The organism is Acidovorax temperans, from assembly GCF_006716905.1.
Classification (GTDB): Bacteria; Pseudomonadota; Gammaproteobacteria; order Burkholderiales; family Burkholderiaceae_C; genus Acidovorax; species Acidovorax temperans.
The window spans coordinates 331484-355741 of sequence record NZ_VFPV01000001.1 but is presented as its reverse complement, the minus strand read 5'-3'; the positions used below and the strand labels follow the sequence as shown (position 1 = coordinate 355741).

General features: G+C 58.5%; 27 protein-coding genes and 2 pseudogenes. 25 read left to right on the top strand and 4 right to left on the bottom strand.

Annotation, left to right across the window (positions count from 1 at the left end):
• The first annotated feature begins 11 nt into the window (after positions 1-11).
• The 12 genes and pseudogenes from BDD18_RS01715 to BDD18_RS01660 all read left to right on the top strand — a co-directional run.
• The gene (locus tag BDD18_RS01715) at positions 12-1565 is read left to right on the top strand and encodes a malonate--CoA ligase (protein ID WP_142081026.1); all 1554 of its coding nucleotides are present in this window, start codon (positions 12-14) and stop codon (positions 1563-1565) included.
• A gap of 237 nt (positions 1566-1802) precedes the next feature.
• A complete protein-coding gene (locus BDD18_RS01710) occupies positions 1803-2123 on the top strand; it encodes a hypothetical protein (protein ID WP_125875134.1) in 321 nt (106 codons plus the stop codon).
• Positions 2124-2127: 4 nt separating this feature from the next.
• Positions 2128-2841: a hypothetical protein gene (locus BDD18_RS01705; protein ID WP_135147901.1), complete on the top strand. Its 714-nt coding sequence runs from the start codon at positions 2128-2130 to the stop codon at positions 2839-2841.
• A gap of 42 nt (positions 2842-2883) precedes the next feature.
• A complete protein-coding gene (locus BDD18_RS01700) occupies positions 2884-3129 on the top strand; it encodes a DUF1010 domain-containing protein (protein WP_142081024.1) in 246 nt (81 codons plus the stop codon).
• A 16-nt stretch (positions 3130-3145) separates the two neighbouring features.
• The gene (locus BDD18_RS01695; RefSeq protein WP_082758537.1) at positions 3146-3445 is read left to right on the top strand and encodes a DUF1010 domain-containing protein; all 300 of its coding nucleotides are present in this window, start codon (positions 3146-3148) and stop codon (positions 3443-3445) included.
• Between the two features lie 16 nt (positions 3446-3461).
• Positions 3462-3707 (top strand): DUF1010 domain-containing protein, encoded by a 246-nt coding sequence (locus tag BDD18_RS01690; RefSeq protein WP_142081022.1) that lies wholly within the window; start codon positions 3462-3464, stop codon positions 3705-3707.
• Between the two features lie 19 nt (positions 3708-3726).
• Positions 3727-4026, top strand: coding sequence for a DUF1010 domain-containing protein (locus tag BDD18_RS01685; RefSeq protein ID WP_142081020.1), 300 nt, complete (start codon positions 3727-3729; stop codon positions 4024-4026).
• Positions 4027-4045: 19 nt separating this feature from the next.
• Positions 4046-4330, top strand: coding sequence for a DUF1010 domain-containing protein (locus tag BDD18_RS01680; protein ID WP_125958935.1), 285 nt, complete (start codon positions 4046-4048; stop codon positions 4328-4330).
• A gap of 30 nt (positions 4331-4360) precedes the next feature.
• Positions 4361-4606: a DUF1010 domain-containing protein gene (locus BDD18_RS01675; protein WP_142081018.1), complete on the top strand. Its 246-nt coding sequence runs from the start codon at positions 4361-4363 to the stop codon at positions 4604-4606.
• Positions 4607-4663: 57 nt separating this feature from the next.
• A pseudogene (locus BDD18_RS01670) lies at positions 4664-5211 on the top strand (IS5-like element ISAav2 family transposase); the annotation flags it as partial.
• A gap of 92 nt (positions 5212-5303) precedes the next feature.
• The gene (locus BDD18_RS01665) at positions 5304-6416 is read left to right on the top strand and encodes an IS5 family transposase (RefSeq protein ID WP_125958936.1); all 1113 of its coding nucleotides are present in this window, start codon (positions 5304-5306) and stop codon (positions 6414-6416) included.
• 116 nt (positions 6417-6532) lie between these two features.
• Positions 6533-6925 (top strand): annotated as a pseudogene (locus BDD18_RS01660) (IS5-like element ISAav2 family transposase); the annotation flags it as partial.
• Between the two features lie 262 nt (positions 6926-7187).
• Here BDD18_RS01660 and BDD18_RS01655 read toward each other — a convergent pair.
• Together BDD18_RS01655 and BDD18_RS01650 are read right to left on the bottom strand one after the other, a co-directional pair.
• On the bottom strand, positions 7188-7376 hold the full coding sequence (locus BDD18_RS01655) for a type 2 periplasmic-binding domain-containing protein (RefSeq protein ID WP_244938961.1): 189 nt from the start codon (positions 7374-7376) through the stop codon (positions 7188-7190).
• A gap of 101 nt (positions 7377-7477) precedes the next feature.
• Positions 7478-7921, bottom strand: a complete 444-nt coding sequence (locus BDD18_RS01650; RefSeq protein WP_044398647.1) for a universal stress protein — start codon at positions 7919-7921, stop codon at positions 7478-7480.
• 102 nt (positions 7922-8023) lie between these two features.
• Here BDD18_RS01650 and BDD18_RS01645 point away from each other — a divergent pair, with 102 nt between their 5' ends.
• The 9 genes from BDD18_RS01645 to BDD18_RS01605 all read left to right on the top strand — a co-directional run bounded on the left by BDD18_RS01645 (position 8024) and on the right by BDD18_RS01605 (position 16131).
• On the top strand, positions 8024-10537 hold the full coding sequence (locus tag BDD18_RS01645; RefSeq protein ID WP_244938960.1) for a heavy metal translocating P-type ATPase: 2514 nt from the start codon (positions 8024-8026) through the stop codon (positions 10535-10537).
• The gene (gene ccoS, locus BDD18_RS01640) at positions 10537-10674 is read left to right on the top strand and encodes a cbb3-type cytochrome oxidase assembly protein CcoS (protein WP_044398643.1); all 138 of its coding nucleotides are present in this window, start codon (positions 10537-10539) and stop codon (positions 10672-10674) included. The genes BDD18_RS01645 and ccoS overlap by 1 nt, the downstream gene beginning before the upstream one ends.
• A 64-nt stretch (positions 10675-10738) precedes the next feature.
• Positions 10739-12178 carry a cytochrome-c oxidase, cbb3-type subunit I gene (gene ccoN, locus BDD18_RS01635; protein ID WP_066782460.1) on the top strand — a complete coding sequence of 480 codons (1440 nt, stop codon included), beginning with the start codon at positions 10739-10741 and terminating at the stop codon, positions 12176-12178.
• An 18-nt stretch (positions 12179-12196) separates the two neighbouring features.
• Positions 12197-12829, top strand: a complete 633-nt coding sequence (ccoO, locus tag BDD18_RS01630) for a cytochrome-c oxidase, cbb3-type subunit II (protein ID WP_066693629.1) — start codon at positions 12197-12199, stop codon at positions 12827-12829.
• A 14-nt stretch (positions 12830-12843) separates the two neighbouring features.
• Entirely contained in the window at positions 12844-12981 is a 138-nt protein-coding gene (locus tag BDD18_RS01625) for a cbb3-type cytochrome oxidase subunit 3 (protein WP_044398638.1), read from the top strand.
• A 24-nt stretch (positions 12982-13005) separates the two neighbouring features.
• On the top strand, positions 13006-13914 hold the full coding sequence (gene ccoP, locus BDD18_RS01620) for a cytochrome-c oxidase, cbb3-type subunit III (protein ID WP_044398636.1): 909 nt from the start codon (positions 13006-13008) through the stop codon (positions 13912-13914).
• 77 nt (positions 13915-13991) lie between these two features.
• Entirely contained in the window at positions 13992-15449 is a 1458-nt protein-coding gene (gene ccoG, locus BDD18_RS01615; protein WP_142081016.1) for a cytochrome c oxidase accessory protein CcoG, read from the top strand.
• 45 nt (positions 15450-15494) lie between these two features.
• Positions 15495-15770 carry a FixH family protein gene (locus tag BDD18_RS01610; protein WP_044398696.1) on the top strand — a complete coding sequence of 92 codons (276 nt, stop codon included), beginning with the start codon at positions 15495-15497 and terminating at the stop codon, positions 15768-15770.
• A gap of 67 nt (positions 15771-15837) precedes the next feature.
• Entirely contained in the window at positions 15838-16131 is a 294-nt protein-coding gene (locus BDD18_RS01605; RefSeq protein ID WP_066782455.1) for a hypothetical protein, read from the top strand.
• A 90-nt stretch (positions 16132-16221) separates the two neighbouring features.
• Here the strand turns inward: BDD18_RS01605 and fnr are convergent, their stop codons facing one another.
• Complete coding sequence (gene fnr, locus BDD18_RS01600) at positions 16222-16944, bottom strand: fumarate/nitrate reduction transcriptional regulator Fnr (RefSeq protein WP_066693621.1); 723 nt, start codon at positions 16942-16944, stop codon at positions 16222-16224.
• Between the two features lie 188 nt (positions 16945-17132).
• Here fnr and hemN point away from each other — a divergent pair, with 188 nt between their 5' ends.
• The 4 genes from hemN (at position 17133) to BDD18_RS01580 (ending at position 23331) form a co-directional block, all read left to right on the top strand.
• Positions 17133-18515, top strand: a complete 1383-nt coding sequence (gene hemN, locus BDD18_RS01595; RefSeq protein ID WP_142081014.1) for an oxygen-independent coproporphyrinogen III oxidase — start codon at positions 17133-17135, stop codon at positions 18513-18515.
• 17 nt (positions 18516-18532) lie between these two features.
• Positions 18533-19270 carry a sulfite exporter TauE/SafE family protein gene (locus BDD18_RS01590; protein ID WP_142081012.1) on the top strand — a complete coding sequence of 246 codons (738 nt, stop codon included), beginning with the start codon at positions 18533-18535 and terminating at the stop codon, positions 19268-19270.
• A 360-nt stretch (positions 19271-19630) separates the two neighbouring features.
• Positions 19631-20908 (top strand): cyclic di-GMP phosphodiesterase, encoded by a 1278-nt coding sequence (locus BDD18_RS01585; protein WP_420837304.1) that lies wholly within the window; start codon positions 19631-19633, stop codon positions 20906-20908.
• A gap of 32 nt (positions 20909-20940) precedes the next feature.
• On the top strand, positions 20941-23331 hold the full coding sequence (locus tag BDD18_RS01580) for a sensor domain-containing protein (RefSeq protein ID WP_142082475.1): 2391 nt from the start codon (positions 20941-20943) through the stop codon (positions 23329-23331).
• A gap of 85 nt (positions 23332-23416) precedes the next feature.
• On the opposite strand, the gene BDD18_RS01575 is transcribed toward BDD18_RS01580, so the two are convergent.
• The gene (locus BDD18_RS01575; protein WP_142081008.1) at positions 23417-24232 is read right to left on the bottom strand and encodes a sulfite exporter TauE/SafE family protein; all 816 of its coding nucleotides are present in this window, start codon (positions 24230-24232) and stop codon (positions 23417-23419) included.
• Positions 24233-24258: the final 26 nt, after the last annotated feature.

The window sequence follows — 24258 nt, the reverse complement described above, 5'->3', positions numbered from 1 at the left end:
CCCGCCTACTTATGAGCAACCAAAACCTCTTCAGCGCCCTGCGCGCCGCCTTCCCGTCTGACCTGGACAGCACCGCCGTCGAGACCACCGCCGCAGACGGCAGCCCGCTGTTCTACACCTGGCGCGACCTGGACCGCGCCAGCGCCCGCATCGCCAACCTGCTCGCATCGCTCAAGCTGCCCGAAGGCAGCCGCGTGGCCGTGCAGGTCGAAAAGTCCGTCGAAGCCATGGCCCTGTACCTGGCCACGCTGCGTGCGGGCTACGTGTTCTTGCCACTCAACACCGCCTACCAAAGCGCCGAGATCGAATACTTCATCGGCAACGCCGAGCCCGCCGTGGTGGTGTGCAGCCCCGGCAACTTTGGCTGGGTCAGCAAAATCGCCTTCACCCTGGGCACGCAGCATGTGTTCACCCTGGGCGATGACCGCACCGGCAGCCTGCTCGATCGTGCCGCCCACCACGGCGACGAGCACCAGGCAGTGGCCCGCAGCGCCGACGACCTGGCCGCCATCCTCTACACCAGCGGCACCACCGGCCGCAGCAAGGGCGCCATGCTCACGCACGGCAACATGCTCAGCAACGCCGTCATGCTCAAAGACTACTGGGGTTGGAAGAAGGGTGACGTGCTCATCCACGCCTTGCCCATCTTCCACGTCCACGGCCTGTTCGTCGCCATCCACGGTGCGCTCATCAACGGCAGCAAGATGATCTGGTGCCCCAAGTTCGACCCTAAGGCCGTCATCGCCGCCATGCCCCGCGCCACTGTGTTCATGGGTGTGCCCACGCTGTACGTGCGCATGCTGGCTGAGGCGGCTTTGAACAAGGATGCGGTGAAGAACATGCGCCTGTTCATCGCAGGCTCTGCACCGCTGCTCATCGAAACCTTCAAGGAATGGCAGCAACGCACCGGCCACACCATTCTCGAACGCTACGGCATGAGCGAAACCATCATGCTCACCAGCAACCCCTACGCCGCTGACAAGCGCTACCAAGGCCAGGACGAACGCCGTGGCGGCACCGTCGGCTTCCCCCTGCCGGGCGTGAGCCTGCGCGTGCAGGGCGACGACGGCAAAGACCTGCCCGTGGGCGAGATCGGCGGCATCCAGGTCAAGGGCCCCAACGTGTTCAAGGGCTACTGGCGCATGCCCGAGAAGACGGCGGAAGAGTTCACGAAGGACGGTTACTTCAAAACCGGCGACGTGGGCAAGGTCGACGAGCGCGGGTACGTCCACATCGTGGGCCGTAGCAAAGACCTGATCATCAGCGGCGGCTACAACGTCTACCCCGCAGAGATCGAGGGCTACATCAACGAAATGCCCGGCGTGGCCGAAAGCGCCCTGGTCGGCGTGCCCCACCCTGACTTTGGCGAAGTGGGCGTGGCCGTGGTCATCGCCAAGCCCGGCGCCCAACTGGATGCCGACGCCATCGTGGCCCAGCTCAAGTCGCAACTGGCCAATTTCAAGATTCCCAAGAAGTGCTTTGTGGTGGCGGAGTTGCCGCGCAACACGATGGGGAAGGTGCAGAAGAATCTGCTGCGGGATCAGTACAAGGGGTTGTTTGCTTGATGGTTGGAGGCCGACATCTAAGCCCGCCTTGGCGGGCCCGAGCAGCGCAAGCATCGGAATGCGCATCCATCCGCAAAACTTTAGGTTTGCCTAAAAGGCGAGGGGGTGCATACTGCCGCCGAAATCGCAGTGTTGAAATGTGTTATCAGACTTCTGTCAATTTTATTGTTGTCGTCTAAATCTAGTTAGCTTTCACTGAATCGAAGCCTAGCTTCTAGATAAACAAAGGATATTATTATGGCGAATAAAACTGAACTACCGAGCAACTGGGTCTGTGACGGAAAAGAACTCAAGCCAAAAAGTGGCGCCTCTTTTTCAAACACTTGGGTTTTTGATGGCAAGGAAATAAAACCAAAAACCGGTGCGTCCTTTTCAAACACTTGGATTTGGGATGGCAAAGAATTGAAGCCAAAAACAGGAGCATCTTTCTCAAATACATGGGTTATTGAAGGTCAAAAAGCAAAACCAAAAACCGGCGCTAACTCATCTAATACCTACGAAATAGGAAGATCGCCAATTTTAGTTGTTGCTGGTCAATTGGCTCTAAGGCTCTGGTAACTCGATGATTGAATTGCCAGTTCACACATTGATTGGCCGCGAAAATAGAGAAGGAGGACTTCTACTATGCGGCCTAAATCACGGCTATAGTAAAGAAGATGAGCGACAAGATGCTGCCGGAATTAACAGGGCAGACCCGCATAAATCTTTTTTTTCAGACGGCGAGGTCAATGACTATCCATTTAGGAATCGTATTGTTTCTTGGTTTTCACTATGGGGCTACGAGCTTGCACGAAGTAGCGAGAGAGCAGGTTCGTTCGAAAGGTCAATCGTTCAAACAAACTGGCTACAAACATGCTCAAACAATATGGATGGCATAAACACTCAGCAGGCATGCATCGAGAATAACGAGTCATTCTTCCAGACGTGCGAAGCATTGAAACCAAGCGTAATTTTTTTCTTTGGCAGAGAACTTCTTTGGGCATTTACTTCACCTGCCCTAAGCATTAGGGTCGAATCCATCTTTGGCGCTCGTAAAGGGGAAACTAGGTGGCTTCAAAAAGACGTATATTTCAACGGTAAGCCACGAAGGCGCTTCCGATTTGGTTTTCAGCAGTATGAGAAGCTGACTGTTGTTGTCCTACCGCATGCCACAGGGGCACAGGGCGTAGCTGATGATTACATCTCGGAATTTAAGCCTGAAATGTCTGCGGTGATAGACATGTGGTGGGCTAAGCACAAAGAAAAGCTAACAAATCATTCAACAGGGACGCGCTAAAGCGCGCCCGTTAATTCCAACGTTAGTCCCATCACCCGTTCCATGCGCGCAGCCACCTGTTCCAGCGCTCGGCCCTGTTCCAAAGGCTTTCAAGCCTTTTTGGCCTCCAGCACTTGTGCAGCAAGCGCCACCAGCTATCCTTCTTGCAGCGCTGCGTCGCTTCCGTGGCCCAGCGGTTTTTCTTGGGCTGCGCCCGTCTTCAAGTCTGGGCGCCCCCTTTTGGCCTTCGGGTCTAACTCTGCGGTCAAGCGGACCCGCATTCTGCGGGCCGCTTACCTTGGCCGTTAGTCCCATCACCCGCTTTATGCAGGCCGTTATTAATTCCAAGGTTTTGCCTTTCTCAAAGGTTTCTCCTTTGGAGTTTGGGCCGCCCGCTGGGCTTCGCCTGCATGCGTTGGGCAAGTTTTCAGTCTTTTTGGCCCCTAGCGCTTGCCAGTCAAGCGCCACCAGCTATCATTCTTGCAGCGCTGCGCCGCTTCCGTGGCGCAGCGCTTTTTCGTGGGCCGCGCCCTTCTTCAAGTCAGGGCGTTCCCTTTTGGCCTTCGGGTCTAACCCGGCGTTCAAGCCGACCCGCATACTGCGGGCGGCTTACCTTGGGCGTTAGTCCCATTACCCGCTTTATGCGCACAGCCACTTATTCCAGCGCTCGGCCCTATTCCAGGGGCTTTGAAGCCTTTTTGGCCTCCAGCGCTTTTGCAGCAAGCGCCACCAGCTATCATTCTTGCAGCGCTGCGCCGCTTTCGTGGCCCAGCGCTTTTTCGTGGGCTGCGCCCTTGTTCAAGTCCGGGCGCTCCCTTTTGGCTTTCGGGTCTAACCCGGCGTTCAAGCCGACCCGCCTACGGCGGGCGGCTTACCTTGGGCGTTAGTCCCTTCATATTCCGCGTCATGCAGGCCGCCATTAACTCCAGCGCTTCGCCTTTCTCCAAGGTTTCTCCTTGGGGGTTTTGGCGCTCTGCGGGGCTTCGCCTGCGTTCGCTTCGGCAGGTTCAAGCCTTTTTGGCCTCTGGCGCCCGTTTATCCAGCGCCACCTGCTATCTTTCTTGCAGCGCTGCGCCGCTTCCGTGGCCCAGCGCTTTTGCGTGGGTTGTGCCCGTCTTCAAGTCAGGGCGCCCCTTTTTGGCCTTCGGGTCTAACTCTGCGCTCAAGCGGACTGGCTTTCAGCCAGCCGCTTACCTTGGCCGTTAGTCCCTTCATATTCCGCTTTATGCAGGCCAGCATTTACTCCAGCGGTTCGCCTTTCTCACAGGTTTCTCCTTTGGGGTTTCGGCGCTGCGCCGGGCTTCGCCTGCATTCGCCGCGCAAGTTTCAAGCCTTTTTGGCCTCTAGCCCTTGTTCAGCAAGCGCTGCCAGCTATCATTCTTGCAGCGTTGCGCCGCTCCCGAGGCCCAGCGCTTTTTCCTGGGCCGCACCCGTCTTTAAGTTTGGGCGCTCCCTTCTGGCCTTCGGGTCTAACTATTCGTCGCAGCCGACCGCCTACGGCGGCGGCTGAACTCAGGGCGTTAGTCCCATCACCCGCTTTATGCGCGCAGCCACTTATTTCAGCGCTCCGCCCTGTTCCAAAGGCTTTCAAGCCTTTTGGGCCTCCAGCGCTTGTGCAGCAAGCGCCACCAGCTATCCTTCTTGCAGCGCTGCTCCGCTTTCGTGGCCCAGCGGTTTTTCTTGGGCTGCGCCCGTCTTCAAGGCTGGGCGCTCCCTTTTGGCCTTCGGGTCTAACTTTGCGCTCAAGCCGACCCGCCTACGGCGGGCGGCTTATCTGGGCTGTTAGTAGATCAGAAGGGCGTTGTTGCACAAATGCCGGTCGCAGCTGATGTAGGCTCGGGAGATGAGAGAGACGAGCTGGGGTCGGGTTAAGTACCGCACAACGAACTGGAAGGCTTACAACGCAGCGTTGAAGGCGCGAGGTGAGCTGACCATTTGGCTCGATAGGGATATGCAGTGGCTAGCTCAGCCCACGGGCAAGCGTGGTCGTTGCCAAAAATTCTCAGATGCGGCCATTCAGTTTTGCCTGACCATCAAGTGCTTGTTTGGCCAGCCCTTGCGCCAGACACTGGGCCTGGTTGAGTCGCTATTGGGTATGGCAGGCCTGGATATTGGCCAGTGCCCGACTACAGCACGGTGTGTCGCAGGCAAAAGAGCTTGGATGTGCAGGTGCGCTACCGTGCAAGTGACAAAGGCTTGCACATGCTGGCCGACTCCACGGGCATCAAGTTCTTGGGCGAAGGTGAGTGGAAAACCAAAAAGCACGGCGCACAGCGGCGCCGCCAGTGGCGCAAGGTGCATCTGGGTATTGATGCCCAGACACTGCAGATTCGGGCCATCGCAGTAACAACCAATGAAGTGGGCGACTCGCCCATGGCAGCAGACCTGCTAGCAGGCTGCTGAAATACTCCCCACCGACAGTCCGCGACAGCCGCCCAGCCGCGACAATCAAGCCCCCCACTGACCAGACAGACGAGCCATCCATGCGCGGAGCCGACACCTTCACCGAGAGCCTGTTCACGATGCGCCATCTCGATGACTTCGTGCCCCTTGATCACCCCCTGCGGGTGATCCGCATCATGGTCAACAAGGCCCTGCAGAAGATGGACGATCTGTTTGCCCAGATGTATGCGGCCGACATCAAGGGCGGGCGCCCCAGCATTGCCCCCGAGAAGCTGCTGCGCGCCATGCTCATCCAGGTGCTCTACAGCGTGCGCTCGGAGCGCCAGCTCATGGAGCAGACCCAGTACAACCTTCTGTTTCGCTGGTTCATTGGCCTGGCCATGGACGATGCCGTTTGGGTGCCCACCGTCTTCAGCAAGAACCGCGAACGCCTGATCGAGCACGATGCGGTCATCGAGTTCTTCAATCAGATCGTGCAACAAGCCCAGGAGCAGGAACTGCTCTCGGGCGAGCACTTCAGCGTGGATGGCACCCTGATCCAGGCCTGGGCGGGCCACAAGAGTTTTGTGCGCAAAGACCGCCAGGGCGACGACGATACCGACGCGGGGAACTTCAAAGACCAAAAGCGCAGCAACGACACCCACGAGTCCACAACGGACGCGGATGCAAGGCTGTACCGCAAGGGCAAGACGGCCAGTGAGTTGCGCTTCATGGGCCACACACTCACCGACAACCGCCACGGGCTGGTGGTCAGCGCCGTGGTCACACAGGCCGACGGATATGCAGAGCGCGAAGCGGCCAAGGCCATGATCAACGATGCGCGACAGGCACTGCCCGGCGATGACCCCATCACGATCACGCTGGGCGCAGACAAGGGTTACGACGCCAGGGAGTTCATCGACGCGCTGCAAGAGATGAACGTGCTGCCCCATGTAGCGCAGAACAAGTCGGGGCGCCAGTCGGCAGTTCCTGACGCGATTGCAAACAGCGAAGGCTACGCCATCTCCCAGCAAAAGAGAAAGCTGATCGAACAAGGCTTTGGCTGGGCCAAGATGATCGGCAGCATCCGGCAAGTGATGGTGCGCGGACTGCAAAAGGTCGACCAGTTGTTTGTGCTGAACATGGCTGCGTACAACCTCACGCGCATGCGCACCTTGGGACAGGTGCGTCTGCAGGGTGCCAGCGGGGTGTAAAGGGCGAAGAAAAGGGCTCAAAAACGAGCAAAACAGGCCCAGACTGCTGAAAAATCAGGCGGTTCCGTCAAAAGCGGGGAGGTGGGCTGGGCTGCGGCGGGGAGTATTTCAGCAGCCTGCTAGGTCAAATTCCAAGCAATGAAGAGATAGCTAGCTTTACCGGTGATGGGGCGTACGACACGCAGGATGTACATAAGGCGTGCTACCTGCGGGGAGCCATTCCAATCATCCCGCCGCGCAAAGGAGCGAAGCTGCGCAAAGGGCTGGCATTTGCTCACCGCAATGAAGCGGTCAAGGCGTGTAGGCAGTTGGGGCGGGCTATCTGGAAACGCTGGAGCGGCTACCACCGAAGGTCACTGGTGGAGACCAAGATGAATTGCTTCAAGCGCCTGGGCGAGAAGGTCATGGCCAGGACGTTTGAGCGCCAGGTGACCGAGCTGCACATCCGAGCTTCAATCCTCAATCAATTTACCGATCTGGGCACGCCCCAGACGGTCGCTGCTGCGTAAATCTTTTTGGGATTGGGGATGCCTTGGCCTATGGCCGATTTATGCAACAAAGCCGGTCAACAGGTCAAACCGGGGTGGGGGCAATCCGATAGGGATACAGGGCATCAAGCCCGATGTGCAGACAGGAGCCTCACCCGCGAATGCCATCAGGGCCAGCAGGACGAACACCCTGCACCGACAGGCCGTATGTAAGACTGCAAACCCTTCAGACCTTCACGCCGCCGAATCTTGCTCTTCTGGAGACGTCCATGTAAGGACATCCCTAGCCGTACTGGATGGCGGCGTCGAACTCGTGCGGCGTCGCAAAGTCGTGCGCGTGCTGGTAGCGCACGAAGTTCAGCGACACCTGCGGCAGCGTGCGCTTGAAGTGGCCCAGGCGGGGCGGCAGGCATTGCTCTGCCAATGGGCCGCCGCTGGGCTGCCCGCAAACCAGTCGGGAATGAAAAAACACCGAGAGGGCGCAGAGCCTTCTCGGTGTTTTGCTATGATTTGCATAGCTGCTAGCGCTTGCTGAATAAGCGCTAGAGCCTGTTTTGATGCTTAACTTGGTGATTAGCGCAGCACCAGCACGGGGATGTGCGAGTGCGTCAGCACGTGCTGGGTTTCGCTGCCCAGCAGCAGGCGCTTGAGGCCCTTGCGGCCGTGCGATGCCATCACGATCAGGTCGCACTTGTGCTTTTTGGCGGCAGAAATCACGGCCTCGGCCACCAGGTCGGACTTGGCGGTGACGGCTTTCACGGTCACGCCTTGGGCTGCGCCCTGGGCCTTGACGGCATCCACCATGGCCTGGGCGGCGTCGCCCCACTGGCCTTCGATGCGTTTCACGTCGCTTGCGTCCACCGGCATGCCCCCTTCAAAGTAGCTGCGGGGGTAGCGGGGCACCACTTTGAGTGCGACCACGGAGGCGCCGGTCAAAGCCGCCAGAGACAGGCCGCTTTCAACAGCCTTGTCGGACAAAGGTGAACCGTCGGTTGCAATCAGGATGCGTTTGTACATGGGGGGGCTCCTCAAAGTGATGTAACAAGCTTAGGATGCATCATCTTTTGTGGCTTGATTCAGGTCAATAAGGATGTCATGTTCCGCGGATAGGCTTGAACCATGTCAATGTTTCGCTCCGGTGCGCCGGAAATTCCGGTGGCGCCTGTGGTTGGCGCTTCCGAGGCGGCGGTGGACCCAGCAGCCGTGTCTCTTCTGGACGACCCACAAGAGTGGCTGGGTTTTGGTCGGCCTTGCACGCCTTCAGGCTCTGCGCTGGACGCAAGTGCCGTGGCAGACCCTGCCAGCTCAACCTGGGATTCGCATGTGGTGCTGGATGGAATGCATTGCGCGGCCTGTGCCCTCACCATTGAAGATGCCTTGAAGTCTGTGCCCGGTGTGTTGCAGGCCGATGTGAGCGCAGCCACCCGTCGCGCCCGCGTGGTGTGGCAGCCGGGCAGGGTGTTGCCATCGCAGTGGATGGCAGCGGTGCGCAGCGCGGGGTATCGCGCGGTTCCGGCCATGGATGCTTTTGTGCGCGGCCAGCGGCTGGTGGAAAGTCGCCGTGCGCTGTGGCGCTGGCTGGTGGCCGGTTTTTGCATGATGCAGGTGATGATGTACGCATGGCCTGCGTACGTGGCGCAGCCCGGCGATTTGTCGCAAGAGATGGAAACGCTGCTGCGCTGGGCCTCGTGGGTGATTTCGCTGCCCGTGGTCTTTTTTGCCTGCGGCCCTTTCTTTACCAGTGCCTTGCGCGATGTACGCCAGCGGCAGGTGAGCATGGACCTGCCCGTGGCGCTTGGCATGGGCATCACCTTTGTGGTGAGCACGGCAGGCACCTTCGACCCCAATGGCATTTTTGGTCGCGAGGTGTACTTCGACTCGCTGACCATGTTCGTTTTCTTCCTGCTCACCGGGCGCTGGCTGGAGCTGCGCCTGCGTGACCGCACGGCAGGTGCGCTGGAAGCGGTGCTCAATCGCCTGCCCGACAGCGTGGAGCGCTTGGGCGCTGACGGTGCATTCACCCGCGTGGCGGTGCGTCGCCTGGTGGTGGGCGACACGGTGCGCGTCTTGCCAGGAGAGGCGTTTCCGGCCGACGGCACGATTCTCAAAGGCAGCACCCAGGCCGACGAAGCCCTGCTGACTGGTGAATCGACCCCGGTGCACAAGCCCGAAGGCAGCGCGGTAACGGCTGGCAGCTACAACCTGCAGTCGTCGGTAGAAGTTCGCGTGGAATGTGTGGGCGCCCAAACCCGCTTTGCACAGATCGTGGCCTTAATGGAGAGCGCTGGCCTGCAAAAGCCACGTCTGGCCCAGCTGGCGGACCGCATCGCCAAACCGTTTTTGGTGGCAGTGTTGCTGGCCGCCTTTGCTGCTGCTGCCTGGTGGTGGCCCAAAGACCCAGGGCACGCGCTGATGGTGGCGGTGGCGGTGCTCATCGTCACTTGCCCCTGTGCGTTGTCGTTGGCCACCCCGGTGGCGATGTTGACGGCAGCAGGTACGCTGGCGCGGCAGGGCGTGCTGGTGCGCAACCTGCAAGGGCTGGAGGCCCTGGCGCAGATCGATACGGTGGTGTTTGACAAAACGGGCACGCTCACCCGCGATGCGATGGCATTGCACACGGTGCGGCTGGCGGGTGGCGATCTGGATCGGGCAAGTGCCTTGTCGTTGGCTGCCGCGTTGGCGCGGCAGTCCTTGCATCCGGCATCGCGTGCCCTGGTGGAAGCTGCTGGCGCGGACGATGGTCGTTGGCTGGTTTCCCATCTGGAAGAGCAGGCAGGGCTCGGTTTGAGTGCTGATGTGCAAGACCGCACGGGGCAATGCCCGCCACGCCGCGTGCGCCTGGGCTCTGCCATTCATGCTGGTGTGGTGGCGCGTGAGGCTGGTGCTACCGAATTCGCAGAAGATGCGGACGGCGCTGCCCTGTGGGTCGTTTTGGCCGAGGAGCGTGGTCAGCCAGGCCATGCGCAGACGCTGGAAATGGCCCGGTTTGGATTGGTTGAAGACCTGCGCGCAGAGGCTGCCATGGTGGTGCGTGCGCTGGCCGATGCGGGTTTGAGTGTGCAGATGCTGTCTGGCGACCGCCCAGAAGCCGTGCAACGTGTGGCTGCGCAGGCGGGTATCACCGAGGCCCGCGGGGCTTGTACGCCGCAAGACAAACTGGCGGCGCTGCAAAGCCTGCAGGCCCAGGGCCACCGCGTGGCCATGGTGGGCGATGGCTTGAACGATGGCCCCGTGATGGCGGGGGCCCATGTGTCATTCGCTTTTGGCCGGGCCGTGCCCTTGGCGCGCTCGCGCGCAGATTTCGTGGTGCTGCGGGACAGTTTGACTCAGGTGCCCCAGGCAGTGCTTCTGGCGCGCAAAACCTTACAGATTGTGCGGCAAAATCTATGGTGGGCCGCTGGGTACAACGCTCTGTGTGTTCCTTTGGCTGTGGTGGGCTGGATGCCTGCCTGGCTTGCGGGATTGGGCATGGCGCTCAGTTCGCTGTTGGTGGTGCTCAATGCCGCCCGCCTTTCCAAGGGATTGCCAGAGGCGCCGGGTGGCGCTCATGGCGATCCGTCGCCTTCTATTTCGCAGGCAGCAGGGGGTTCATCTGCTGCCGTGTCGTCATTTCAAACTGCGGAGCCCGCCTGATGGACATCCTTTATTTATTGATTCCTCTGTCTGTGGTTCTGGTGCTGATGATCCTGGCCGGCCTGTGGTGGGCCGTGTACCGCGGACAGTTTGAAAGTGTGGAACAAGAGGGGGAGCGCATTCTCCGAGACGGTTGACTTTCGTCAATAACCGCAATGGCAGTCTGGTTAAAACTTGTATCGCAATACAAAGAGGTGTCCGATGGATTTTCCAAAAACAAATGCTGCGCATTACAACGACACGGTCGTGCGTCAGTTCTCAATCATGGCCGTGGTTTGGGGGGTGGTCGGCATGCTGGTGGGCGTCATCATTGCCGCCCAGTTGGCATGGCCAGAACTCAACCTAGGCATTTCATGGCTTAGTTATGGCCGTTTGCGCCCACTGCATACCAATGCGGTGATTTTTGCTTTTGGTGGCTGCGCTTTGTTCGCCACCAGCTACTACGTGGTGCAGCGTACCTGCCAGGTTCGGTTGTTTGCGCCGGCCCTCGCATCGTTCACGTTCTGGGGTTGGCAGTTAGTCATTCTGGCTGCCGCCATCAGCCTGCCGCTGGGTTACACCTCCGGCAAGGAATACGCTGAACTGGAATGGCCTATCGACATCCTGATCACGCTGGTCTGGGTGTCCTATGCCATCGTGTTCTTTGGCACGGTAGGTACGCGCAAGGTCAAGCACATCTACGTGGCCAACTGGTTCTTTGGCGCCTTCATTCTGGCTGTGGCATTGCTGCACCTGGTGAACAGTGCTGCAGTGCCCGCAGGCTTCATGAAGAGCTACTCGGCCTATGCGGGTGTGCAGGATGCCATGGTGCAGTGGTGGTATGGCCACAATGCCGTGGGCTTCTTCCTGACCGCAGGCTTCCTGGGCATGATGTATTACTTCATCCCCAAGCAGGCTGGCCGCCCCGTGTACTCGTATCGCCTGTCGATCGTGCACTTCTGGGCCCTGATCTTCACTTACATGTGGGCGGGTCCTCACCATCTGCACTACACCGCGTTGCCTGACTGGACGCAGTCCGTCGGTATGGTGTTCTCCCTGATCCTGCTGGCTCCCAGCTGGGGCGGCATGATCAACGGGATCATGACCCTGTCGGGCGCATGGCACAAGCTGCGCGACGATCCTATCCTGCGCTTCCTGATCGTGTCGCTGTCGTTCTACGGCATGTCCACGTTCGAAGGTCCGATGATGTCCATCAAGACCGTGAACGCACTGAGCCACTACACCGACTGGACCGTGGGCCACGTGCACTCTGGTGCCCTGGGCTGGGTGGGTCTGATCTCCATGGGCTCGCTGTACTACCTGGTGCCCCGCCTGTTTGGCCGCGAAAAGATGCACTCCATCAAGGCGATTGAACTGCACTTCTGGATGGCCACCATCGGTATCGTGCTGTACATCGCTGCAATGTGGATTGCCGGTGTGATGCAAGGCCTGATGTGGCGCGCTGTGAACCCTGATGGCACGCTGACCTACACCTTCGTTGAAAGCGTGAAGGCTACTTATCCCTTCTATGTGATCCGTGTGGCCGGTGGTCTGCTGTATCTGGGCGGCATGCTGGTGATGGCATGGAACGTGTGGGCAACCGCAATCTCTGGCCGTTCGGTCAAGGTGGCTATCCCCGCCGTGAACACTGCCCACGCTTGAGCCTCAAGGAGCTAACCCATGTCTCAAAACAACAAGCAAGCTTCTGCCGGTTTCAGCCACGAGAAGATTGAAACCAACAACTTCTTGATGATCGTGCTGATCCTGCTGGTGATCGCCATTGGCGGCCTGGTGGAGATCGTGCCCCTGTTCTTCCAGAAGTCCACCACGGAGGCTGTGAAGGGCGTGGAGCCCTACACAGCCACCCAGCTGATCGGGCGTGATGTGTACATCCGTGAGGGTTGCTACAACTGCCACTCGCAGATGATCCGTCCCTTCCGTGCAGAAACCCTGCGCTATGGCCACTACTCGGTGGCGGGTGAGTTCGTGTATGACCACCCCTTCCAATGGGGCAGCAAGCGCACAGGTCCTGACCTGCATCGCGTGGGCGGCAAGTACAGCGACGAATGGCATCGCATCCACTTGAACAACCCACGTGACGTGGTGCCTGAGTCCAACATGCCTGCCTACCCCTGGCTTGAGAAGACCCTGGTCAATCCGGCCGATTTGGCTCCTCGCATGAAGGCGCTGCGCACTGTGGGCGTTCCATACACCGACGCGCAAATCACCGCTGCCGCTGATGAGGTCAAGGGCAAGACGGAGTTGGATGCACTGATCGCCTATCTGCAAGTCATGGGCCGCGCGCTCAAGTAAGGGAGGGTTGGCATATGGACATCACCACCATGCGCATTGTGGCCACGCTGGCTTCAATGGTCTGCTTCATCGGCATCTGGGTGTGGGCCTACATGGGCCGCAACCGTGCCAAATTTGATGAGGCTGCTCGCTTGCCCTTTGAGCAAGAATGAACTCCACCAGAATGAGAAAAACCCATGAGTGACTTCACCAGCAATTTCTGGTCGGTCTTTGTGACCGCGCTGACCTTGGTCGGCATCATTGGCTGCGCCGTGCTGCTTTGGATGGCAGGCCGCAAGAAGGTCGTATCAACGGCCGACAACACTACAGGCCACGTCTGGGATGAAGACCTGGTGGAAATGAACAACCCCCTGCCGCGCTGGTGGGTGTGGATGTTCGTTCTGACCATCATCTTTGGCTTGGGCTACCTGGCTGCCTACCCAGGTTTGGGTAGTTCAGCCGGCAAGCTTGGCTGGACCCAGAAGGGCGAATATGAGGCAGAAGTGGCCAAGGCCAACAAGGAGTTGGAACCCCTGTACGCCCGCTTTGCATCCATGACCCCTGAAGCGATTGCCGTGGACACGCAAGCCAAGGCCATCGGTGAACGCCTGTTCATGAACAATTGCGCTCAGTGCCATGGCTCTGACGCCCGCGGCAGCAAGGGTTTCCCCAACTTGGCCGACGGCGACTGGTTGTACGGTGGCACACACGACAAGATTCTGGAAACCCTGCAAAAGGGCCGCATTGGCAACATGCCTCCCATGGCTGCTGCCGTAGGTTCTCCAGAAGATGTGCGTAACCTCTCGCACTATGTGCTCAGTCTGTCGGGTAGCCCCCACGATTCTCTGCGTGCTTCTTTGGGCAAGTCCAAGTTTGGTGCTTGCGCCGCCTGCCACGGCATGGACGGCAAGGGCAATCAGGCTTTGGGTGCGCCCAACCTGACTGACGACATCTGGCTGCATGGCTGGGGTGAAGCCGCGATTACCGCCATGATCAACAATGGCAAGGTCAATCAGATGCCTGCACAGGCAGACAAGTTGACCGAAGCGCAGATCAAGGTGCTGGCCTCGTATGTTTGGGGATTGTCAAACAACAAGGCGCAGTGATGTGAACGCGGGGCGGTGCCTGAGGGCGCCGCCCCTTTGTTGTTTCTGAAGTTTTGGATTAAGTAGAGAGCGCCACCATGAAGCCACCCAGCGAGTCTCCTCGCAAGGTTATTCCTGTCGCTCCTGTTGCCGCAGATGGTTCGGAAGTGCCCAGCAGCCAGGTCGAGATCGTCTCCCTGTACGAAGCGCAAAAGAAGATCTACCCGCGATCCATCAGCGGAGTATTTGCCCGGTGGCGCTGGGCGATGGTGTTTCTCACACAACTGGTGTTTTATGGCTTGCCCTGGCTGGAGTGGGTGCAGCGCCAGATGGTGCTCTTCGATTTGGGAGCGCGTCGCTTTTATATCTTTGGCTTGGTGCTGTACCCGCAGGACTTCATCTACCTGACGGGTTTGCTGATCATTTCAGCGCTCTCACTGTTCCTGTTCACCGCCGTGGCCGGGCGTTTGTGGTGTGGCTTTTCATGTCCGCAAACGGTGTACACCGAAATTTTCATGTGGATCGAGCACAAGATCGAAGGTGATCGCAGTGCCCGTTTGCGCCTGGATGGTGGGCCTTGGACTTTCGAGAAGATCCGCAAAAAATTCTTCAAGCAGATTGTCTGGATCACCGTAGCCTTGTGGACAGGCTTTACTTTTGTGGGCTACTTCGTGCCGATCCGCGAGTTGGGTGCGGAGTTGCTGGCATGGCAGGGCGGTTGGCAGATTTTCTGGGTGCTCTTCTACGGGTTCGCTACCTATGGGAACGCTGGCTTCATGCGCGAGCAGGTGTGCAAGTACATGTGCCCTTATGCCCGCTTCCAGAGCGCCATGTTCGACAAAGACACCTTGATCGTCAGCTATGACGTAGAGCGTGGCGAGCCTCGTGGCCCACGTAACAAGACGGTGGATTACAAGGCGAAAGGCCTGGGCGATTGCATTGATTGCACGTTGTGTGTTCAGGTGTGTCCGGTGGGCATCGATATCCGCAAGGGTTTGCAGTACGAGTGCATCGGTTGCGGTTTGTGCGTTGATGCGTGCAATACCGTCATGGACAAGATGAAGTACCCACGCGGGTTGATTCGCTTCACTACCCAGAATGGTGTGGTCAAACGCTGGACCCAATCGCAGATGTTGCGGCGTGTGCTGCGTCCCCGCGTCTTGGTCTACAGTGCCGTGCTTGTCGCCTTGTGTGTGGCGATGTTGGCGAGCCTGGTGACGAGAACACCGCTGAAAGTGGACGTGGTTCGCGACCGGGCCGCCTTGTCGCGCATCGTGGCTGGGGGTAAGTTGGAAAACATCTACCGCATTCAGATCATGAACGCTACCGAAACTCCGCAGCGCTACCGCATAGATGCCAAGGGTCTTGAGGGGCTTGAAGTGGTGTCTGAAGTGTCGGTGGAGGTCGATCCCGCTCAGTCTCGCTGGGTCGCTGTGCGATTGCAGGTGCCTTATGGGTCTGCTTCACCTGGGTCTCATCCCATCACCTTTGAAATTGGTGCCGAGGGTGGCGGTGCCCACGTGGCAGAAAAAACCGTATTTTTGGTTCCCAGGTAGTACCGTTCTCATTCAACGTACAAGCCTGAGTTAATGGAGTTTGCTATGTCTACTGTTTCTTCCTCAGCCACGCCAGCCGCAGCCCCATGGTGGAAGTTTGGCCATGTGTGGCTGGTATTGGCGGGCCCCTTGGTGGTCATTGTTGCGGGGTTCATTACTTTGTGGCTTGCGATGTCGCGCCCAGATCCTGTGGTCGCGGAGGATTACTACCAGCGAGGTATCGACATCAACAAGACCCTGGAACACCCAGAGAAGAGCTTGGCGCCCGCGATGAAAGGGCGCAATCACGCTGCGACCCCGCCAGAAGCGCAGCCGAGGTGATTGTGAAGTCACTCTGGTTCACTGAATTTCGCAACGACCCAATACAACACCGCAAGGAAACAGCACGATGTGGACACAGCGCCTGATGTGGATTGCCTGGCCAGCCTTTTTGGTGGCAGGTGTGATTGAGATGCTCGTCTTTGCGATGGTGGACCCGCAAGACCTTCACTGGTTCGGGCAGCCTGTCACCTTGTCGAGAACAGGCGTCTACACCTTGGCGTTCTTTGGGTTCTGGGCGCTCACCATGGTGTCCAGTGCGCTCACCACCTTGCTTGCGATGTCCCCCTTTGAACTGAATCGCTGCCCGGTGCCTGACGAGGAGCGCCCTGACGATTGCCGCAAGCATCCCTCCTGCACTTGAATAAAAAAAATGCCGCGCTGTATGGCGCGGCATTGTCGGAGGCGTCAGCGAAGTGCTCGTCAGTTGTCCGGCACCTCTGTCGAAAATTTTTCAGTGGCAGGCTTGTTGGTTGTTCACGATGCGGCGTAGGGCATCGGTATCTAGAATGCGGACATGTCTTTGCCGCACTTCCACGGTGCCTTCTTCTACGAACTTGGAGAAGGTGCGGCTCACGGTTTCAAGCTTGAGGCCGAGATAACTGCCAATTTCTTCTCGCGTCATTCGCAACACCAGTTCCGATTGAGAGAAACCTCGCGCGTGCAGGCGTTGCACCAAATTGAGCAAAAACGCTGCCAGACGCTCTTCTGCTCGCATGCTTCCGAGCAGCAGCATCACGCCATGCTCACGCACGATTTCACGGCTCATGATTTTGTGCACATGGTGCTGTAGCGCAGTGACTTCTCGCGAGAATTCCTCTATGCGATCAAAGGGCATGACGCAAACTTCCGCGTCTTCCAGAGCGACGGCATCGCAGGTGTGATGGTCATTCACAATGCCATCCAGACCAATGATTTCACCGGCCATCTGGAATCCTGTGACTTGGTCGCGACCATCTTCTGTCGCCACGCAGGTCTTGAAGAAGCCCGTGCGAATGGCATACAGCGAGGTGAAAGCTTCTCCGTTGCGGAAAAGCGTTCCGCCGCGCTTGATCTTGCGCCGCACGGCTACCACTTCGTCGATGCGTTGCAGCTGCTCTTCGTTGAGCCCCACAGGCATGCAAAGCTCACGGAGATTGCAGTTGGAGCAGGCGACTTTGATGGTGAGCGGATTCATGGCGCAGAAACCAGTTGGTTGTTCGAGCATATCGTGCTCGACGAGAGAGGCCGAAGTGCCTCGCACAGTGCTTAGAAGCGGATGATATGCATCAAATTGTCGCTCCACCAGCAGTGGGTTCACTTGATTCAGGTCAAGGACGAAGAGGGTAAGGTGCGGCACAGTAACCGAGTACGCAAGGATATCTCATGACCGCTGTTACCCCAGAACTCCTTACCCGGTTTGATGTGCCGGGTCCCCGATACACCTCTTATCCAACGGCAGACCGTTTTGTGGAGGCTTTTGGTCAGGAGGACTATGCCTTGGCGTTGGCCCAAAGGCATTTGGGGACAGGCTCCAAAGCCATGCCGTTGTCGCTGTATGTACACATCCCATTTTGCGAGTCGCTATGCTACTACTGCGCTTGCAACAAGATCATTACCAAACACCATGATCGTGCTGATGTCTATTTGCGGTACCTGAGCCGCGAAATCGACTTGCATACAGCCCAATGTGGTGTGGGGCAGGTGGTTAGCCAGTTGCATCTGGGTGGCGGGACCCCCACGTTCCTGTCTGATGATGGGCTGTGTGAGTTGATGTCCATGCTCAAGCGCAGCTTCACTCTGGCTCCCGGTGGGGAATATTCCATCGAAGTGGATCCCCGCACGGTCAACGCGGAGCGTCTGGCATTGTTGGCAGAGTTGGGTTTCAACCGGTTGAGTTTTGGCGTCCAAGACTTCGACTCTGAAGTCCAAAAGGCAGTACACCGTGTTCAGCCCGCAGAGCAAGTTTTTGCTTTGGTCGAATCTGCACGCACCATCGGGTTTGACTCCATCAATGTGGACTTGATTTACGGCTTGCCACGCCAAACCCCTGAGTCATTTGATCGGACGTTGTCACAGATTGCCCAGCTTCGACCCGATCGCATTGCGTTGTACGCATATGCACATCTGCCTGAGCGCTTCAAGCCCCAGCGTCGCATCATTTCAGCGGAGTTGCCCACAGCAGGTGCCAAAGTCGCCATGCTTTCGCGTTCGCTGGATGCATTTATTGACGCTGGCTATGTATACGTCGGCATGGATCATTTCGCTTTGCCTACTGATGCGTTGGCCATTGCAAAACGGCAGGGGCGCCTGCACCGCAATTTCCAGGGATACAGCACCCAACCCGATTGCGATTTGATTGGGCTGGGCGTGTCAGCGATTGGACGCATTGGGGCGACCTACAGCCAAAACGCCAAGACCCTGGATGAGTATTACGATTTCCTTGACCAGGGTCGCCTGCCAGTCGTTCGGGGGCTGGCATTGAACCGGGATGACTTGGTGAGACGCGCTGCCATCATGGCGTTGATGTGCCAAGGTGAACTGCTGATTGAGCCGATGGAGCAGGCATGGCTGATCGACTTCAAAAAGTACTTTGCTGCTGAACTGGACCGTTTGAAGGACATGGAAACCCAAGGTCTGGTGGAGTTGGGCAGTGAAGGCGTTCGAGTGACGCCCATGGGCTGGTTCTTTGTGCGCGGTATTGCGATGGTCTTTGATCGTTACCTGCAGGCCGATCGCACCCGCGCCCGCTTCTCCCGCATCATCTGAGCAGGGCTACGAACAGCATGTCGGCTACTGTTGCATGGACCGCCCTGGTCATGGGTTTGGTGGGTGGTAGCCACTGCTTGGCCATGTGCTCTGCTCCGTGCGCTGCGGTGGTGGGGGTAGGGCGCAAGCCGGAAGGCTTGACTGCGCTTGAGCAGCCTATTCAATGGACAAATAAAAAGCCTCGTTCCGTCCAGCCGTGGTTGCGCACAGGGGTTTTTCATGCCGGGCGCATCGTTGGGTATGCGGCGCTGGGTGCCATGGCGGCCTGGGCCATGGACAGTTTGGCTTGGCTTACACAGCAAACCATGGCACTTAGGCCTTTGTGGACCCTGACGCACGTCGCCATTCTGGCCTGGGGTTTGATGATGCTGATCCAGTCGCGACAGCCAGCCTGGATTGAACAGGCGGGCCGTTCAGTCTGGGGGCGTGTCCAGCCGCTGCTTGGTTCGTCAACAGGTGTGGCCAGTGCGGGCGCATTGTGGGCATTCATGCCGTGCGGTTTGCTCTATTCGGCCTTGCTGGTGGCAGCACTCAGCGGCGGGCCTTTGCAGGGTGCTTGGACCATGGCGCTGTTTGCTGTGGGCAGCGGTCTTTGGCTCGTGGGTGGCCCCTTAGCCTGGCGGTGGGTACGGCAGCGTTTGGGTTCACTGCGGGGTGACTGGGGCACGCGCATCAGTGGCGCTCTTCTCTGCGGTGTCGCCGTGTGGGCGTTGTGGATGGATTTGGTATACAAGCCCTCGCTCTGGTGCCGTTGAGGTGTTCATAGGCCTGAGGCCGCAGCGCTTTCAGAACCGAGCGTGTCGAAGGGCGACCGTGCGCATTGACGTTCGAGCCGCTCCGCATTCCTTTGTGTGGTGAGCCCGCGCTCTGCATACGTCAGGAGCGATTACATCGCAGCTAACGTGAACCAATCTCTCCCTTGTTAAGAGGCTGTCTGCACTGAGCATGCAAAAGACATTTGCATCCGAGGCGAGACACCACGTTCCTCAAGGAAGCATCAGAAGTGGTGATAATGGGCCCCAACAATTGTGGTTCTATTGTTACCTTTTGCTTCCTATTCCCGGGCTGTTGTGAATACGTTCGTTCTCATCGATATAAGCCAATTGCGTATTGGCATGTATATCCAGTTGGATCTGGGCTGGATGCACCATCCCTTTCCGGTGAGCAGCTTTCGGATTGGTTCGGCAGAGCAGATTGCCACTTTGCGCGAATTGGGGCTCACAAGCGTCAAAGTTCTTCCCAAAAAGAGCGATCCAGAATTTCGTGATGGGTTACTGGCCACCCCTGTAAATTCATCCGGCAATGCAACTGATGGCTCGGCGGACTCCAGCGGCGCGCCTGCTGAACAGCCCACTTACTCCTCGCCAGGCGAGTCGGCAGCGTTGCGCCGCAGAATGTTGCTTGCAGCTCAGAACGCGTCGCTCCTCGCTTGTGACCGGCGGTTTAGGCAGGCTACCAAGCAATACATGTCGATGGAAAAGCTGGTGGTCCAGCAGCCCCAGCAGGCTCAGGCAGAAGGGCAGTCTTTGGTTGCCGAGTGCGTTACAGACCTTCTGGAAAATGGGGACTCGGCCATTCGCCTTCTTTCCGAGGGGGTAGGAGAACCCGGGGCCTTGCACCCCGTCAATGTGATGGTTCTCAGTCTGCTGCTGGGCAAGGCACTCGGGATGAAGAGCGCCGAGCTTCATGATTTGGGAGTCGCAGCGCTGTTGCATGACATCGGCAAGGTCGGCATGCCGTTGCGCGTCGCTTTTGCCTCACCCGCCATGACGCCAGCAGAGCGTGTGAAGTATGAAAGCCATGTTGCTGCATCGGTCGCTCTTGCCACCCGCATGGGATGGGGCAAGGCAGTCCTCGCGACGATTGCCCAGCACCACGAAATGGTGGATGGCTCTGGGTTCCCGCTGCAAAGGCGTGCTTCGGAGTTGGGGCGTTCCAGCCAGGTGGTGGCTCTGGTCAACCACTACGACCGCATGTGCAGTCCGGTGGGGGGGGGAGGGTTGACCCCCCACGAAACCCTGTCGATCATCTTTGCGCAGCACAAGGCACGTTTCGATTCTGTAGTGCTCGGCGCTTTCATCCGCATGATGGGGGTCTATCCCCCCGGCTCCATCGTGCAATTGGTGAATGACCGTTATGCCATCGTGGCCTCGGTCAATTCCTCGCGCCCCCTGCGCCCTCGGGTGATCGTGCATGACTCGCGCGTTCCCAAAGACGAGGCCCCGATCTTGGACCTGGAGTCCGTCCCTGAGCTGGGTATTCGTCGTAGCTTGAAGCCATCGCAGTTGCCCCGTGATGCGCTGGACTATCTGTCTCCACGCAAGCGCATCTGCTATTTCTTTGAGCGTGCCGTGAACTCCGACGCTCCTGACTCAGAGGCCCAGGCGTCGTGACTTATTCCTTGCCGCAGTCCTGGCTGGACGCGATGCTGGAAGCGGTTTGCCTGGTAGATGAAGCCTCCCTGCTCATTCTTGCCGCCAACCACGCTGTGGCCGAGCTGGTGGGTAAGCCCGTCCACGAATTGGTAAACACGCCCGTTCAAGGCTTGGCAGCCACTCCACAAGACTTTGTGTTTTGGTCTCAGCCGGTGCAGGCCCTGGCAGAAGGCATTCATTCAGAGACCAGCGTGTTGCATGCCAGCGGTGCCCTTGTGCCTGTGGAGCGAAGCGTACGCGGAGTGACCCTCCCAAATGGGGGAGGGGCTCTCCTCCTGACCATGATTGATCTGACGGCTCAACGTTCTACCGAGCGAGAGCTGGAGACTTTGCTATCGGAATTAAGGGCAACCCTGGACTCCGCAGCAGATGGCATGCTGGTGTGCGCCATGGATGGCAGCATTCGAGCTTTCAACCAGCGGTTGGTCAACATCTGGCGCATCCCTGCGGAGCTGCTCACGCGACGTGATGATCCGGCTGTTTTTGCGCACATGGCAAAACAGGTGCGTGAGGCAGAACTGTATTCCGAGCGGTTGCGGGAGATTGCTGCCGATCCGATGCAGGAGAGCTCGGACATCCTTGAACTGACCGAAGGCACCGTGCTGGAGCGCCGCTCGGTACCGCAGTTCAGTCGTGGTCTGCCGGTGGGCAGGGTGTATTCATTCCGTGACGTCACGCGTCAGGCGGAAACGCAGGCCCATTTGCGTCTGGCTGCCCGGGTGTTCGAATCCAGTCTCGACGCCATTTTCATCGCAGACAGCCAGCACCGTATCCTGCGCATGAATCCTGGTTGCCTGAAGCTGATTGGCTCGGCAACAGAGTTGCACGTGGGCCAGCCCGCAGTCTCGCTCTTTGAGCTAGAAAGTCCAGACCGCTGGATGACTGACGTGAAAGCGGGATGGAAGACATCGGGTTTCTGGGAGGGGGAGCTTTGGCTGCCGCGGGTCGGCTTGCCGCCTTGTGCGGTGCAGCTTTCCTGGGTCGTCGTGTACGACGATGGCGGGAAGGTCATGCAGAGCATTGGCTTCATGCGCGATCTGACTGCCCAGCATAACGCTCAAAAGCGGATCAAGGAGCTCGCTTACACCGATGTCCTCACGGGATTGCCCAACCGATTGTTGCTGTCACAGCGTGTGGAAACCGCGATTGCGGATGCGCAGGAGCAGTCTGATGGCTTCGCCGTGTTGTTTTTGGATCTCGATCGTTTCAAGATCATCAACGATTCGTTGGGGCATCCCTTTGGTGACCGGGTTCTTCAGCTGGTGGCGGAGCGACTGCAAACCTGCCTGCGCCAGACCGACATGCTCTGTCGGCTGGGTGGAGATGAGTTTGTGATCTACCTGCATGGAGGAAATGCCAAGGTGGCTGAGGGCGTTTCGCGGCGCATTCTGGATGAGATGCTGCGGCCGTTCACGCTGGATGACATGGGTTTCTCCATTCAGTGCAGCATCGGTATTGCGTTGTACCCGCATGATGGCTTGTCACTGGACGATCTGATCAAGCAGGCAGATACGGCCATGTACCGCATCAAGGACAGGGGGCGCGGGAGCTATGGCTTTTACCAACCCCAAATGAATGCCAACTTGCTATCTCGCATGAAGCTGGAGCATTCCATGCGGCAGGCATTGGGATTGGATCGCATGGCTGTGCATTACCAGCCTCAGGTCAATCTGGAGACAGGTCGCATCACGGGTGCCGAAGCCTTGCTTCGGTGGCGGGATCCGGATCTTGGTGCGGTGTCTCCTGCAGTGTTCATTCCTTTGGCGGAAGAGTGTGGCTACATCGTTGCTTTGGGCGCCTGGGTCATGGAGCAGGCCATCCGTCAGTGCGCCGGATGGGTGGAGTTGGGGCACCCCATGGTGGTGTCGGTCAACGTATCGGCACTAGAGTTCAGGCAGCCTGACTTTATCGATCGGCTGACTGCGTTGCTGGCCACGTACCAGCTCCCAGCTCACTGGCTGGAATTGGAGTTGACGGAAAGCATCCTGCTCCAAGATGCGCATGAAACAGAGCAGCGTTTGAGACTTCTGGGCGACCTGGGTGTGCGCCTGGCCATTGATGACTTCGGGACGGGGTACTCCAATCTGGGCTACCTCAAGAAGTTACCTATCCAGAAGCTCAAGGTGGATCAGTCCTTCGTGCGTGGCTTGCCTGAAGATGAGGGCGACCGTGCCATCGTGGGTGCCGTCATCAGCATGGGGCATGCACTGCGCATAGAAGTGGTGGCCGAGGGGGTGGAAACGTTGGCCCAAAAAGAGCTGCTGCAGCAAATGGGCTGCGACCAATTCCAAGGTTTTTTATGTGCCCCGGGCCTTACGCCCGAGGACTTGGGTGAACTGCTGCTCAACCCTGAGCTGGTGCAGCAGCGGATTCAGGGTTGATCAGTTCCCCGGCGCTGCGCCCGGGATTGCTGCGCATCGCAGCGAGCCCACCAATGTAGTCAGAGCCCGCGCGGTCGCTGGCGCATCAGGACGCGAAGGCGCCCTTCCAGAACATGTAGGCGGCCAAGCCGAAGAGCAGGCTGGCAAACACCCGTTTGAGCTTTTTGACCGGAAGGTTATGCGCTGCCTTGGCTCCCAGAGGGGCAGTGAGCACGCTGCAGGTGGCAATGACGCCCAGAGCAGGTAGCCACACGTAGCCCAAAGAACCTGCAGGCAACGAGGTAACCGACTGGCCGCTGATCACATAGCCCAGCACGTTGGCCAGCGCGATGGGAAAACCAAGGGCAGCACTGGTGGCAACCGCATTGTGGATGGGTACGTTGCACCATGTCATGAAGGGCACGCTGACAAAGCCACCTCCTGCACCGACCAGCCCAGACAGAAAGCCGATGAAGCCACCAGCGCCCAGTTGGCCTGTGGTTCCAGGCATCTGGCGTGTGGGGGCAGGCTTCTTGTCCAGAAACATCTGCACGGCTGAGAAACTCACAAACAGGCCAAAGAAAACGGCGAGGAAGCTGCCTTTGAGCAGTGCGAACACACCGAGGCTGGCCACAAAGCCACCCAGCACAATGCCTGGAGCGAGCTTGGTGACGATGTCCCAACGCACGGCTCCACGCTTGTGGTGTGCACGCACGCTGGATACCGAGGTGAACACGATGGTGGCCATCGATGTGGCGATGGCCATCTTGACGGCCAGGTCTGGTGCCACCTGCCTTGCGCCCAGCAGGTAGGTCAGAAAAGGCACCAGCAGCATGCCGCCACCAATGCCCAAGAGCCCCGCCAGGAAGCCGGTGCACAAACCCAATAAACCCAGCTCAACAATCAATAGGGGATCCAGCATCGAAGAATCACAGGAGGGGCATTGAA

Bases quoted from the DNA above. Each gene is read 5' to 3' on its own strand.
- BDD18_RS01715 (WP_142081026.1), top strand. From the start codon at position 12: ATGAGCAACCAAAACCTCTTCAGCGCCCTGCGCGCCGCCTTCCCGTCT.
- BDD18_RS01710 (WP_125875134.1), top strand. From the start codon at position 1,803: ATGGCGAATAAAACTGAACTACCGAGCAACTGGGTCTGTGACGGAAAA.
- BDD18_RS01705 (WP_135147901.1), top strand. From the start codon at position 2,128: ATGATTGAATTGCCAGTTCACACATTGATTGGCCGCGAAAATAGAGAA.
- BDD18_RS01700 (WP_142081024.1), top strand. From the start codon at position 2,884: ATGCGCGCAGCCACCTGTTCCAGCGCTCGGCCCTGTTCCAAAGGCTTT.
- BDD18_RS01695 (WP_082758537.1), top strand. From the start codon at position 3,146: ATGCAGGCCGTTATTAATTCCAAGGTTTTGCCTTTCTCAAAGGTTTCT.
- BDD18_RS01690 (WP_142081022.1), top strand. From the start codon at position 3,462: ATGCGCACAGCCACTTATTCCAGCGCTCGGCCCTATTCCAGGGGCTTT.
- BDD18_RS01685 (WP_142081020.1), top strand. From the start codon at position 3,727: ATGCAGGCCGCCATTAACTCCAGCGCTTCGCCTTTCTCCAAGGTTTCT.
- BDD18_RS01680 (WP_125958935.1), top strand. From the start codon at position 4,046: ATGCAGGCCAGCATTTACTCCAGCGGTTCGCCTTTCTCACAGGTTTCT.
- BDD18_RS01675 (WP_142081018.1), top strand. From the start codon at position 4,361: ATGCGCGCAGCCACTTATTTCAGCGCTCCGCCCTGTTCCAAAGGCTTT.
- BDD18_RS01665 (WP_125958936.1), top strand. From the start codon at position 5,304: ATGCGCGGAGCCGACACCTTCACCGAGAGCCTGTTCACGATGCGCCAT.
- BDD18_RS01650 (WP_044398647.1), bottom strand. From the start codon at position 7,921: ATGTACAAACGCATCCTGATTGCAACCGACGGTTCACCTTTGTCCGAC.
- BDD18_RS01645 (WP_244938960.1), top strand. From the start codon at position 8,024: ATGTCAATGTTTCGCTCCGGTGCGCCGGAAATTCCGGTGGCGCCTGTG.
- ccoS (WP_044398643.1), top strand. From the start codon at position 10,537: ATGGACATCCTTTATTTATTGATTCCTCTGTCTGTGGTTCTGGTGCTG.
- ccoN (WP_066782460.1), top strand. From the start codon at position 10,739: ATGGATTTTCCAAAAACAAATGCTGCGCATTACAACGACACGGTCGTG.
- ccoO (WP_066693629.1), top strand. From the start codon at position 12,197: ATGTCTCAAAACAACAAGCAAGCTTCTGCCGGTTTCAGCCACGAGAAG.
- BDD18_RS01625 (WP_044398638.1), top strand. From the start codon at position 12,844: ATGGACATCACCACCATGCGCATTGTGGCCACGCTGGCTTCAATGGTC.
- ccoP (WP_044398636.1), top strand. From the start codon at position 13,006: ATGAGTGACTTCACCAGCAATTTCTGGTCGGTCTTTGTGACCGCGCTG.
- ccoG (WP_142081016.1), top strand. From the start codon at position 13,992: ATGAAGCCACCCAGCGAGTCTCCTCGCAAGGTTATTCCTGTCGCTCCT.
- BDD18_RS01610 (WP_044398696.1), top strand. From the start codon at position 15,495: ATGTCTACTGTTTCTTCCTCAGCCACGCCAGCCGCAGCCCCATGGTGG.
- BDD18_RS01605 (WP_066782455.1), top strand. From the start codon at position 15,838: ATGTGGACACAGCGCCTGATGTGGATTGCCTGGCCAGCCTTTTTGGTG.
- fnr (WP_066693621.1), bottom strand. From the start codon at position 16,944: ATGAATCCGCTCACCATCAAAGTCGCCTGCTCCAACTGCAATCTCCGT.
- hemN (WP_142081014.1), top strand. From the start codon at position 17,133: ATGACCGCTGTTACCCCAGAACTCCTTACCCGGTTTGATGTGCCGGGT.
- BDD18_RS01590 (WP_142081012.1), top strand. From the start codon at position 18,533: ATGTCGGCTACTGTTGCATGGACCGCCCTGGTCATGGGTTTGGTGGGT.
- BDD18_RS01585 (WP_420837304.1), top strand. From the start codon at position 19,631: ATGTATATCCAGTTGGATCTGGGCTGGATGCACCATCCCTTTCCGGTG.
- BDD18_RS01580 (WP_142082475.1), top strand. From the start codon at position 20,941: ATGCTGGAAGCGGTTTGCCTGGTAGATGAAGCCTCCCTGCTCATTCTT.
- BDD18_RS01575 (WP_142081008.1), bottom strand. From the start codon at position 24,232: ATGCTGGATCCCCTATTGATTGTTGAGCTGGGTTTATTGGGTTTGTGC.